Annotated in this window: 10 protein-coding genes; all 10 read left to right on the forward strand. The window is 66.4% G+C overall.

Translation table 11 applies throughout. The features are described 5' to 3' along the window. Window positions 1–222 precede the first annotated feature (222 nt). Complete coding sequence (flhA, locus tag ACZ5BH_RS11835) at window positions 223–2,340, forward strand: flagellar biosynthesis protein FlhA (protein WP_464889467.1); 2,118 nt, start codon at window positions 223–225, stop codon at window positions 2,338–2,340. 18 nt (window positions 2,341–2,358) lie between these two features. Beyond that, complete coding sequence (gene flhF / locus ACZ5BH_RS11840; RefSeq protein WP_464889468.1) at window positions 2,359–3,612, forward strand: flagellar biosynthesis protein FlhF; 1,254 nt, start codon at window positions 2,359–2,361, stop codon at window positions 3,610–3,612. Next, window positions 3,599–4,486: a MinD/ParA family protein gene (locus ACZ5BH_RS11845; protein WP_464889469.1), complete on the forward strand. Its 888-nt coding sequence runs from the start codon at window positions 3,599–3,601 to the stop codon at window positions 4,484–4,486. Before flhF ends, ACZ5BH_RS11845 begins: the two co-directional genes overlap by 14 nt. Continuing rightward, complete coding sequence (locus ACZ5BH_RS11850) at window positions 4,483–5,217, forward strand: RNA polymerase sigma factor FliA (protein WP_464889470.1); 735 nt, start codon at window positions 4,483–4,485, stop codon at window positions 5,215–5,217. The genes ACZ5BH_RS11845 and ACZ5BH_RS11850 overlap by 4 nt, the downstream gene beginning before the upstream one ends. 335 nt (window positions 5,218–5,552) lie before the next feature. After that, window positions 5,553–5,927: a chemotaxis response regulator CheY gene (locus ACZ5BH_RS11855; protein WP_464891218.1), complete on the forward strand. Its 375-nt coding sequence runs from the start codon at window positions 5,553–5,555 to the stop codon at window positions 5,925–5,927. A 15-nt stretch (window positions 5,928–5,942) separates the two neighbouring features. Continuing rightward, window positions 5,943–6,686, forward strand: a complete 744-nt coding sequence (locus ACZ5BH_RS11860) for a protein phosphatase CheZ (RefSeq protein ID WP_464889471.1) — start codon at window positions 5,943–5,945, stop codon at window positions 6,684–6,686. Between the two features lie 289 nt (window positions 6,687–6,975). Beyond that, entirely contained in the window at window positions 6,976–9,039 is a 2,064-nt protein-coding gene (locus tag ACZ5BH_RS11865) for a chemotaxis protein CheA (RefSeq protein ID WP_464889472.1), read from the forward strand. Window positions 9,040–9,078: 39 nt separating this feature from the next. Beyond that, entirely contained in the window at window positions 9,079–10,128 is a 1,050-nt protein-coding gene (locus ACZ5BH_RS11870) for a protein-glutamate methylesterase/protein-glutamine glutaminase (protein ID WP_464889473.1), read from the forward strand. Next, a complete protein-coding gene (locus ACZ5BH_RS11875) occupies window positions 10,128–10,868 on the forward strand; it encodes a flagellar motor protein (protein WP_464889474.1) in 741 nt (246 codons plus the stop codon). Before ACZ5BH_RS11870 ends, ACZ5BH_RS11875 begins: the two co-directional genes overlap by 1 nt. Before the next feature lie 10 nt (window positions 10,869–10,878). Continuing rightward, entirely contained in the window at window positions 10,879–11,694 is an 816-nt protein-coding gene (gene motD, locus ACZ5BH_RS11880) for a flagellar motor protein MotD (RefSeq protein WP_464889475.1), read from the forward strand. The last annotated feature ends 115 nt before the right edge of the window (window positions 11,695–11,809 follow it).

Consider the following 11,809-nt stretch of genomic DNA (forward strand, 5'->3'; position numbering starts at 1 on the left):
CGTTGTTCAGAGCCCTTGAGGCCGGAGAGGCGTTTCGTGACACGCCGTGAATACGTCCCTGTAGGCTCGACGGCCGCATCCCTGCGGCCGACGGTCATGAAACGCCTCTCCGGCCTCAAGGGCATGTCAGATGTCTGGGGATGCGCTGAAGCGATCGGAAATTCGGCGCCGATAATCCCCGGGATGATCCCTTCACCCCGTTTCGGATGGAGATGAGAGAACATGGCTGAACAGGTCGCCGTTCTGAACACCTTGCGCAACGTCAGCCGCCAGGGGCTGGGGGCGCCGCTGCTGCTGATGGTCATCATGGCCATGATCGTGGTGCCGCTGGCGCCCTTCGTGCTCGATGGCCTGTTCAGTTTCAACATCTCGCTGGCGCTGGTGGTGCTGCTGGTGACGGTCTACACTCGCCGTCCACTGGACTTCGCCCTGTTTCCCACCATTCTGCTGATGACCACCCTGATGCGTCTGGCCCTCAACGTGGCCTCCACGCGGGTGGTGCTCCTCGAAGGCCACACGGGCCCGGATGCGGCCGGCCAGGTGATCAAGGCCTTCGGCGAATTCGTGATCGGCGGCAACTACGCGGTGGGCATGGTGGTGTTCGCGATCCTGGTGATCATCAACTTCGTGGTGATCACCAAGGGGGCCACCCGGATCTCCGAAGTCAGCGCCCGGTTCACCCTGGATGCCATGCCCGGCAAGCAGATGGCCATCGATGCCGATCTCAACGCCGGGCTCATCGATCAGGACGAGGCCCGGGCCCGGCGCGAAGAGATCAGTGCCGAGGCCGAGTTCTACGGTTCCATGGACGGGGCGAGCAAGTTCGTGCGCGGCGATGCCGTGGCCGGGATCCTGATCCTGTTCATCAACATCATCGGGGGCCTCATCATCGGCATGGCCCAGCACGATCTGAGCTTCGCCCAGGCGGCCCGCAACTACACCCTGCTGACCATTGGCGACGGCCTGGTGGCGCAGATCCCGGCGCTGTTGCTCTCCACCGCCGCCGGCATCATCATCACCCGGGTTTCCAGCTCCCAGGACATGGGCGAGCAAATTATCCGCGAGCTGTTCGCCAATCCCCGGTCCCTGGCCGTGACCTCGGGCATCCTGGCCGTGATGGGCCTGATCCCCGGCATGCCCAACTTCGCCTTCCTCACCATGGCGGCCCTGTGCGGCGCGGGCGCCTGGTGGCTGCACAAGCGGCAGCAGGCGGTGCGTGAGGAAGAGGCCGCACCGCCGCCGGCGGCGGCCGAGCCGGAGAACAGGGAACTGAGCTGGGACGACGTGACCCCGGTGGACGCCATCGGCCTGGAAGTGGGCTACCGCCTGATTCCGCTGGTGGACAAGGCCCAGGGCGGCCAGCTCATGGCCCGCATCAAGGGCGTGCGCAAGAAGCTCTCCCAGGAGCTCGGTTTCCTGATCCCGCCGGTGCACATCCGCGACAACCTGGATCTGTCGCCCACCGGCTACCGGCTCACCCTGATGGGGGTCACGGTCGGGGAGGCGGAGATCTATCCGGACAAGGAGCTGGCCATCAATCCCGGTCAGGTGTTCGGCACCATCGAGGGCATCCCCACCACCGATCCGGCCTTCGGCCTCGAGGCCATGTGGATCGATCCCGCCGATCGGGACCGGGCCCAGACCATGGGCTACACGGTGGTCGATCCCAACACCGTGATCGCCACCCACCTGAGCCAGCAGTTGCAGTTGCATGCCAGCGAGCTGCTGGGGCACGAGGAGGTGCAGCACCTGCTGGACAAGCTGGCCAAGTCGGCCCCCAAGCTGGTGGAGTCGCTGGTGCCCGACACCCTCGGCCTCGGGGTGGTGGTGAAGGTGCTGCAGAACCTGCTGGCCGAGGGCGTGCCGATCCGCGACATCCGCACGATCGCCGAAACGCTGGCGGAATACGGCAGCCGCAGTCAAGACCCCGACACCCTCACGGCGGCCGTGCGGCAGGCCCTGGGCCGGCTGATCGTCCAGCAAATCAACGGGATGCAGGCCGAGCTGCCGGTCATCACCCTCGATCCGGCGTTGGAACAGATATTGCAACAATCCGTGCAGGCCAACGAAGGGGGCGGCATGGGTGTCGAACCGGGCCTGGCGGAACGGCTGCACTCGGCCCTGGCCGACGCGGCCCGGCAACAGGAAGCCGCCGGCCAGCCGGCGGTGCTGCTGGTCTCCAGCGCCATCCGCAGCCTGCTGTCCCGCTTCGTCCGCCACGGCATTCCCGGACTGCACGTGCTGGCCTACAACGAGATCCCGAGCGACAAGCAGATCCGCATCGTTGCCACCGTGGGCCAGCCGGCCGGGGTGGACGATCAGACGCAACAGCCCGGATAAACCAGAGGGTGGAGACGCATGAACATCAAACGATTTCACGCCCGCGACATGCGCAGCGCCATTCGCCAGGTGCGCCAGAGCATGGGGCCCGATGCGGTGATTCTCTCCAACCGCAAGGTCGACGGCGGCGTGGAACTGGTGGCGGCGATGGACTACGACGAGTCCCTGCTGGCCGCCCGCGTGCCGAGCCCGTCGGCCGACGAGGCCTCGCCCCGGGAGGAAGCCTGGAAGGACGTGCGCTACAGCCGCGACATTCCCGAACCGCCGCCGAGCTTCACCGCCACCGGCCCGGCGTCGGCCGCCGAGCCCCCGCGGGCCCGGACGGAAGCGGAGGATCCGGCCATCGTCGAGATGCAGAACGAACTGAAGTCGCTGCGCAGCCTGCTCCTGGGCCAGTTGTCGGGGCTGGCCTGGGGGCAGGAGACGGCGCGCCATCCCAACCGTGCCCGGCTGCTGCAGCGGCTGCTGGCCATGGGGCTCAGCTCCAGCCTGGCGCGGGAGCTGGCCGACGGCTGCGACGAGCGGCTGGACTTCGAAGACAGCTGGCGGCAGGCCCTCGGCCGCCTGGCCCATCGCCTGCCGGTGGCCGACAACCCCATCATCGACCGCGGTGGCGTGGTGGCCCTGGTGGGCGCCACCGGCGTGGGCAAGACCACCACCATCGCCAAGCTGGCGGCCCGCTACGCCCTGCGCCACGGCAACCGCGCCGTGGCCTTCATCACCACCGATCACTACCGGGTGGCGGCCCATGAACAGTTGCGCAGCTACGCCCGCATCATGGGCGTGCCCATGGTGGTGGCCACCGATGCCGCCGCCCTGCAGACGGCCCTCGACAACCTGGCCGACAAGCGCCTGATCCTGATCGATACCGCCGGCATGAGCCAGCGCGACATGGCCCTCAACGAGCAGCTCGCCCTGCTCACCAGCGGCAGCCGCCCCATCGACACCTGGCTGACCCTGGCCAGCAACGCCCAGCGGGGCGTGCTGGGGGAGATCGTCCAGGCCTGGCGCAAGGTCCCCCTGTCCGGCTGCATCCTCACCAAGATCGACGAGACCACCAGTCTCGGCGGCGCCCTGTCGGCGGCCATCGAGCACGATCTGCCGGTGGCCTACACCAGCGACGGCCAGCGGGTACCGGAAGATCTGCATGCCGCCCGCGCCCACAGCCTGGTGAGCCGCGCGGTCAGCATCATGCAGCAGGTGGCGGCCGGCAGCCGCGACGAACACATTTCTCTGGCAATGAGTGGAATGGTGGCCCATGCCCACGGTTGAACAAATGCGCGATCAGGCCAGCGGCCTGCGTCGGATCCAGTCGCCCCGCCCGGTCCGGGTGATTACCGTCACTTCCGGCAAGGGCGGGGTCGGCAAGACCAATGTTTCCCTGAACCTGGCCATGGCCCTGTCGGAGCTGGGGCAGCAGGTGACCATCATGGATGCGGACCTGGGCCTCGGCAACATCGACGTGCTGCTGGGCCTGCATCCCGAATACAACCTCTCCCACGTGATCAACGGCGAACGGGATCTGGAGGAGATCATCGTGCCGGGGCCCGGCAACCTGTCGGTGATTCCCGCCGCCTCGGGGGTGCAGATGATGGCCGAATTAACCCCTTCCCAGCATGGGGGATTGATCCGGGCCTTCAGCGAACTGCACCACGAGATTGATGTATTATTGGTGGATACGGCGGCGGGCATTGCCGACAGCGTGATCAGTTTCAGCCGCGCCGCCCAGGAAGTGCTGGTGGTGGTGTGCGACGAACCGGCGTCCATCACCGATGCCTATGCGCTGATCAAGCTGCTCAACCGGGAGCACGGCCTGTTCCGCTTCCGCATCCTGAGCAACATGGTGCGCAGCGCCCAGCATGGCCGCGAGGTGTACGAAACCATCACCCGCGTCACCGATCGCTTCCTGGACGTGGCACTGGACTATGTGGGGCACGTGCCCCATGATGAGCACGTGGTGAAGTCGATCCGCAAGCAGCGTTCGGTGCTCGAGGCCTTCCCCCGCAGCCGCGCGGCCCAGGCCTATCGCACCCTCGCGGACAAGGTGAACAAATGGCCCATCCCGGGCGGGGCGGGCGGACATCTGGAGTTTTTCGTGGAACGACTGGTACAGGGCATTCCCGACACCGTGGAGGCACTGCCATGAACGGCATCGCCATGTATGCTTCGACCCGGCCCCACAATCAGGATGACCTGGTGGAAAAGCATGCGCCGCTGGTCAAGCGCATCGCCTGCCACCTGATCAACCGCCTGCCGGCCTCGGTCCAGCTCGAGGATCTGATCCAGGCGGGCATGATCGGCCTGCTCGAGGCCTCGCGCAATTACGACGAGACCCAGGGTGCCAGCTTCGAGACCTATGCCGGCATCCGGATCCGCGGCTCCATGCTCGACGAAATCCGCAAGAACGACTGGGCCCCCCGCTCGGTGCACCGCAAGGCGCGCATGGTGGCCGAGGCGGTGCGCGAGATCGAACACACCCAGGGGCGTGACGCCCGCGACACCGAAATCGCCGAATCCCTCGGCATGAGCCTCGACGAGTACTACAAGATCCTGCAGGACAACTGCTATCACAAGGTGCTCAGCTTCGAGGACATGGGCAACGGCGAAGACTCCATGCTGGACAACATGACCGACGGCGGCCCGGGGATCCTCGACGGCCTGCAGAAGGAAGACATGCAGCGGGTCATCTCCGAAGCCATCGCCAGCCTGCCCGAACGGGAACGCCTGGTCATGGCCCTGTACTACGACGACGAACTCAACCTGCGCGAAATCGGCGCCGTGATGGGCGTCTCCGAATCCCGCGTCAGCCAGATCCACAGCCAGGCCGTGATCCGCCTCCAGGCCCGCATGGCCGCCCGCTTCGACACCGACCGCTGACCTTCCGGTACCACGCCTGTTCCCTGACGCCCCCCTGTAGGAGCGGCGCGAGCCGCGATGCGGCGGTAGCGTGTTTCGGGTGGCGGGTAGCTGGGAAAACCAAACGCCTTGTCCCGCCACCCGTCCCCAGCCACCCGCCACCGCATGGTCGCGGCTCGCGCCGCGCCTACAGATGCGATCCTTTCCTCCCTTGTCACCCCCACATCTCCCCTCATTTTCTTTCTCCCTCCACCCTCAAGTTTCCCCGTCAGCGGGCCGATAGTGTCCCCAGAGACAACCATCCCGCATCAGACACATCGACCCAGCATTGCCGGAGGAACTGCGTGGACAAGAACATGAAGATTCTCATCGTGGACGATTTTTCCACCATGAGACGGATCATCAAGAACCTGTTGCGTGATCTCGGCTTCACCAATACCGAGGAAGCCGACGACGGGACCACCGCGCTGCCGATGCTGCAGACCGGCAAGTTCGACCTGCTGGTCACCGACTGGAACATGCCCGGCATGCAGGGCATCGATCTGCTGCGCGCCGTGCGCGCCGACGAGAAACTGGCCAACCTGCCGGTGCTCATGGTCACGGCCGAGCAGAAACGCGAGCAGATCATCGAGGCGGCCAAGGCCGGCGTGAATGGCTACATCGTCAAGCCCTTCACCGCCCAGACCCTCAAGGAAAAGCTCGAGAAGATTTTCGAACGGGTCGGCGCCTGACGACGGGGAGGGGGCATGAACGACGCAGCACACGCCGAACGGCGCATCATCGATGAAGACAATCTGGCCCGGGTACGGGATCTGCTCGAATGCATGGAGCGGGGTGACGAGGAGGGCGCCCGCGAGATCGTCGACGAACTGGCCGACGTGCGCGAGACCACCCTCTACCAGGAAGTGGGCAAGCTGACCCGGGAGCTGCACGACGCCATCTCCGCCTTCGGCATGGACGACCGCATCGCCAATCTCGCCGAGCACGACATCCCGGATGCCCGCGAACGACTCAACTACGTGATCGCCAAGACCGACGAGGCGGCCAACCGCACCCTCACCGCCATCGAGGAATCGCTGCCGCTGTGCGAGAAGCTGGAAAGCGAATCGGGGGATCTGCATGCCCGCTGGCAGCAGTTCCGGCGCAAGGAGATGAGCCTCGACGAGTTCCGCGAGCTGAGCCGCACCCTGGAAGCCTTTCTGGCCGAACAGAACCGCAACGCCGGCGAAGTGCGGGCGCACCTCACCGACGCGCTCATGGCCCAGGACTTCCAGGACCTCACCGGCCAGATCATCAAGCGGGTCATCACCCTGGTGGAAGAGGTGGAAGCCAACCTGGTGAACCTCATCAAGGTGGCCGGCCTGCCGGAGCGGGAGAAACCCGCCGACGATGGCAGCCTGGCCGGGCCGGTGGTGCCCGGCAAGGAAACCGCCACCACCGTATCCGGCCAGGACGAAGTGGACGATTTGCTGTCGAGCCTGGGTTTCTAAATGAAAGTTCCAAATATCAGACCATGGTTCATTGTGTGCACTGAGCCCTCTGGGACGGAGAGTCCTTTCGTGACCGTCGGCCGCAGGGACGATGTGCAGGACGCACAAGTGTCGCGAGAGGGCAGGATGCCCGAAGCGACTGCGGCCGTCGAGCCTACAGGGAGGTATTCACGGCGTGTCACGAAACGACTCTCCGTCCCAGAGGGCGGTGTTGGAATCAGGCACTCTTGCCCAAGTGGTCCAGTATTTGGAACTTGTATTTAGGCACGCACCACGAAGAAGAGAAACGATGGACGACGAACTCCTGCAAGATTTCCTGGTGGAAGCGGGCGAGATCCTCGAGCAGCTCGATGAGCAGCTGGTGAGTCTCGAGCAGCAGCCGGACGACATGGACATGCTCAATGCCGTGTTCCGGGGCTTTCACACCATCAAGGGTGGCGCCGGTTTTCTCGGCATCGACCCCATGGTGCAGCTCTGTCACCGTTCCGAAGACATCTTCAACCTGCTGCGCAACGGCGAGCGCACCATCACCCCGGAACTGATGGATGCGGTGCTGCCGGTGCTGGACGTGCTGCGCGAACAGTTCGAGCTGCTCTCCGCCGGCGAGATGCCCCAGGACGCCGACCCGGCCATGCTGGCGGCGCTGGAACGCTACACCCAGCCTGAAGGGGCGGTCCCGTCGGAACCGGCCGCCGCAGCGCCGGCCGAACCTGCCCCGACAGGCGAGGCGGCCGCCGCCGAAGACGACATCACCGACGAGGAGTTCGAAGCCCTGCTCGATGCCCTCGAGAACCCCGAGGCGGCAAAGCCGCAGGCCGCCGAGCCGGCCAGCGACGAGATCACCGAGGAGGAGTTCGAGGCCCTGCTCGACGAATTGCACGGCAAGGGCCAGTTCAAGGGCGCGCCGGTGCCGCAGGACAAACCGGCGGACGCACCGGCTGCGGCGGATGCGTCGGCCAGTGACGAGATCACCGAAGACGAGTTCGAAGCCCTGCTCGACGAGATCCACGGCAAGGGCCAGTTCAAGCCCGAAGCGGTGAAGGCGTCGGATGCCGGTGCCTCTCCGGCCCCCGCGCAACCGCCAGCCACTCAGGCCGGGAGCGCCGGCCAGCAGGCGCCGGCTACCGGCGAAGTGCTGCCAAAGAAGACCGCCGCCAAGGCGGTGGCCAGGCCGGCGAAGGAAAAGCCCCAGGCCGAGACCTCGGTGCGGGTGGACACCGCGCGCCTCGACGAGATCATGAACATGGTCGGCGAGCTGGTGCTGGTGCGCAACCGCATCGCCCGCCTCGGCGAACGCTCCGGCAACGAGGAGATGCAAAAGGCCGTCGCCAACCTCGATCTGGTCACGGCCGATCTCCAGTTGTCGGTGATGAAGACCCGCATGCAGCCGATCAAGAAGGTCTTCGGGCGCTTTCCCCGGGTGGTGCGGGATCTGGCCCGCAGTCTCAACAAGGAAATCCGCCTGGAGATGATCGGCGAGGACACGGATCTCGACAAGAACCTCGTGGAAGCCCTCGCCGATCCGCTGGTGCACCTGGTGCGCAACTCGGTGGATCACGGCATCGAAATGCCCGACGAGCGCGAGAAGGCCGGCAAGCCCCGGGAAGGCACGGTGATCCTCAGCGCCTCCCAGGAGGGCGATCACATCCTGCTGTCCATCGAGGACGACGGCCGCGGCATGGATCCGAACAAACTGCGGGACATTGCGGTGGAAAAGGGCCTGATGGATCGGGAGGCGGCCAACCGCCTGGAGGACAAGGAGTGCTACAACCTGATCTTCGCCCCGGGCTTCTCCACCAAGAAGGAGATCTCCGACATCTCCGGCCGGGGCGTGGGCATGGACGTGGTCAAGACCTCCATCACCCAGCTCAACGGCTCCATCGACATCGACTCCCAGCTCGGGCGCGGCACGCGCATCGATATCAAGGTGCCGCTGACCCTGGCCATCATGTCCACCCTGATGGTGCGCCTGCACAACCAGCTCTTCGCCCTGCCGCTGGTCAACGTGAGCGAGATCTTCCATCTGGATCTCACCCGCACCAACGTCATGGACGGCCAGCTGGTGATCCTGATCCGCGAGCGCACCCTGCCCCTGTTCTATCTCAATCACTGGCTGGTGCGGGGCCAGCGCAACGCGCCGCTGCCCAAGGAAGGCCACGTGGTGGTGGTGCACATCGGCAACCAGCGGGTGGGCTTCATCGTCGACGAGCTGATCGGCCAGGAGGAAGTGGTGATCAAGCCGCTGGGCGCGCTGCTCCATGGCCTTGCCGGGCTGGCCGGGGCCACCATCACCGGGGACGGGGGGATCGCCATCATCCTCGACGTGCCCGGCCTGCTGAAGATGTATGCCTGATCCCAGGCACCACGGAAAGACACAAGAAGGAAGTCAACCATGGCCATTCGGGTACTGGTCGTCGACGATTCGGGATTCTTCCGCCGGCGAGTGAGCGAAATGCTCAACGCCGACCCGGCGCTGGAGGTGGTGGGGCAGGCGGCCAACGGCGAGGAGGCCATCGCCCAGGCGGCCAAGCTGCGCCCCGACGTGATCACCATGGACATCGAGATGCCGGTGCTCGACGGGATCAGCGCCACGCGGCGGATCATGGCCCGCACGCCGACCCCCATCATCATGTTCTCTTCCCTGACCACCGAGGGCGCCAAGGCCACGCTCGACGCCCTCGATGCCGGCGCGCTGGACTTCCTGCCCAAACGCTTCGAGGACATCGCCAGCGATCGGGAAGAGGCCAGGCGCCTGCTCTGCCAGCGGGTGCGGGATCTGGGCCGCAAGGGCCGCGCCGGGATCCGCAAGCCGGTCACCACGCGGCCGCCGGTCACGGCCCGTCCGGCGGCCCGTCCGCAACGGGCCGCCAGCGGCCCCATCCGCCTGCTGGCCATCGGCACCTCCACCGGCGGGCCGGTGGCCCTGCAGAAGGTGCTCACCCGCCTGCCGGCGAATTTTCCGGCGCCGATCCTGCTCATCCAGCACATGCCCGGCACCTTCACCCCGGCCTTCGCCAAACGGCTGGATCAGCAGTGCGCCATCCGCGTGCGCGAGGCGGCCGACGGCGACCGGCTCGAACCGGGCCTGGCCCTGCTGGCCCCGGGCGGCCGCCAGATGCTCCTCGACGGGCGCCCCGGCAGCGCCGTGGTGCGGATCGGCGACGATCCGGGCCAGACCTACAAGCCCTCGGTGGATCTCACCTTCACCTCCATCGCCAAGGTCCATCCCCGCGACACCCTGGCGGTGGTGCTCACCGGCATGGGCGCCGACGGCGCCCAGGGAGCCCGCCTTCTCCATGAGCGGGGCTCCAGCGTCTGGGCCCAGGACGAGGCGAGCTGCGTGGTCTACGGCATGCCGGCGGCCGTGGTGGAGGCGGGGATCGCCGAGCAGGTGCTGTCGCTCGACGAGATGGGTGACGCCATCGCCAGACGGGTGCGCTGATGGACGTGCTGAGCCTTCTGGGCCTGGTGCTGGGGATCTCGGCGATCCTCTTCGGCCAGTATCTGGAGGGCGGCCACGTCACCACCCTGCTCAACGGCCCGGCCCTGCTGATCGTGATCGGCGGCACCTTCGGCGCGGTGATGCTGCAATCGCCGCTGAAGGTCTTCCTGCGCGCCATGCGCATGCTGTTCTGGGCCTTTCGCGCCCCGCGGCTGGATTTCGAGGACGGCATCGACAAGCTGGTGAAGTGGAGCCACATCGCCCGCAAGGAAGGCCTGCTGGGTCTGGAAGACGTGGAGGAGCACGAGGCGGATCCCTTCACCCGCAAGGGGCTGCAACTGCTGGTGGACGGCAGCGAGCCGGAGAGCATCCGCAGCATCCTCGACGTGGACATCGGCACCCGCGAACGCTTCGACATGCAGGCCGCCCGGGTCTTCGAGAGCATGGGCGGCTATGCCCCCACCATCGGCATCATCGGCGCGGTGCTGGGCCTCATCCAGGTGATGGGCAATCTCTCGGACCCGAGCAAGCTGGGCGCCGGCATCGCGGTGGCCTTCGTGGCCACCATCTACGGCGTCGGATCGGCCAACCTGATCTTCCTGCCCATCGCCAACAAGCTCAAGGCGCTGGTCCGCCAGCAGACCCACTACCAGGAGATGATCGTCGAAGGCATGGCCTCCATCGCCGAGGGCGAGAATCCGCGCAACATCGAAACCCGTCTGCTGGGTTTCCTCCACTGAGGCTGCCAGCATGCGAGGCCGTCGCCGCCGCCACGAGGACGATCACGAAAACATCGACCGCTGGCTGGTCTCCTATGCCGACTTCATTACCCTGCTGTTCGCCTTCTTCGTGGTGATGTACTCCATGTCCTCGATCAACGAAGGCAAGTACCGGGTGCTCTCCGATACCCTGCTGGAAGCCTTCAAGACGCCGCCCAAGTCGGCCGAGCCCATCCAGGTGGGCGAGCCGAAGAAATCCCTCGATCCGGTCGAGCCCGTGATCGAAAAGCCCGACATCGTCTCCCTGCGCCCCGAACCGGCGGTGGACACGGCCCAGACGGCGCGCATCGCCCAGCGCCTGCAACAGTCCCTCAAGTCGCTGGTGGATCGGGACATCATCCGCATCAAGCATGACAAGCTGTGGGTGGAGGTGGAACTGAACAACCGCATCCTCTTCGCCAGCGGTGAAGCGGAGCTGCAACCCTCGGCCTATCCGGTGTTGCGCCAGCTGGCCCGGGAACTGCGGGACCTGCCCAACCACATCGACGTGGAGGGCCACACCGACAACCTGCCGATCCGCACCGAGCTGTTCCGCTCCAACTGGGAGCTGTCGGCCGCCCGCGCCGCCAGTGTGGTGCACCTGCTGACCCGGGAGGGGATCGACCCGGCCCGCCTGTCGGCCATCGGCTATGGCGAGTTCCGGCCCATCGCCGACAACCGCACCGCCGAGGGCCGCCGCCGCAACCGCCGGGTGGCGATCATCATCCTGGCCGACAAGCACGCCCGGCGGATGCTCGAAATCGAACGCCACGGCCGCCTGCCGCCCGCGGCCTCCCCCGCGCCGTAAATCGCGGCACGAATCTTGTATCATTCCGACCTGAGTCCCCGGGCCCCCGTGTGTCCCGGGGGCGGGCACGGCCATGGCCTTCCGCCCCGGAAGACGGATGCCGCAGGCCTTGCCG

The organism is Thioprofundum lithotrophicum, from assembly GCF_055387065.1.

What these genes read in the sequence shown, in the direction of transcription:
- flhA (WP_464889467.1), top strand. Translation starts at nt 223, where the DNA reads ATGGCTGAACAGGTCGCCGTTCTGAACACCTTGCGCAACGTCAGCCGC.
- flhF (WP_464889468.1), top strand. Translation starts at nt 2,359, where the DNA reads ATGAACATCAAACGATTTCACGCCCGCGACATGCGCAGCGCCATTCGC.
- ACZ5BH_RS11845 (WP_464889469.1), top strand. Translation starts at nt 3,599, where the DNA reads ATGCCCACGGTTGAACAAATGCGCGATCAGGCCAGCGGCCTGCGTCGG.
- ACZ5BH_RS11850 (WP_464889470.1), top strand. Translation starts at nt 4,483, where the DNA reads ATGAACGGCATCGCCATGTATGCTTCGACCCGGCCCCACAATCAGGAT.
- ACZ5BH_RS11855 (WP_464891218.1), top strand. Translation starts at nt 5,553, where the DNA reads ATGAAGATTCTCATCGTGGACGATTTTTCCACCATGAGACGGATCATC.
- ACZ5BH_RS11860 (WP_464889471.1), top strand. Translation starts at nt 5,943, where the DNA reads ATGAACGACGCAGCACACGCCGAACGGCGCATCATCGATGAAGACAAT.
- ACZ5BH_RS11865 (WP_464889472.1), top strand. Translation starts at nt 6,976, where the DNA reads ATGGACGACGAACTCCTGCAAGATTTCCTGGTGGAAGCGGGCGAGATC.
- ACZ5BH_RS11870 (WP_464889473.1), top strand. Translation starts at nt 9,079, where the DNA reads ATGGCCATTCGGGTACTGGTCGTCGACGATTCGGGATTCTTCCGCCGG.
- ACZ5BH_RS11875 (WP_464889474.1), top strand. Translation starts at nt 10,128, where the DNA reads ATGGACGTGCTGAGCCTTCTGGGCCTGGTGCTGGGGATCTCGGCGATC.
- motD (WP_464889475.1), top strand. Translation starts at nt 10,879, where the DNA reads ATGCGAGGCCGTCGCCGCCGCCACGAGGACGATCACGAAAACATCGAC.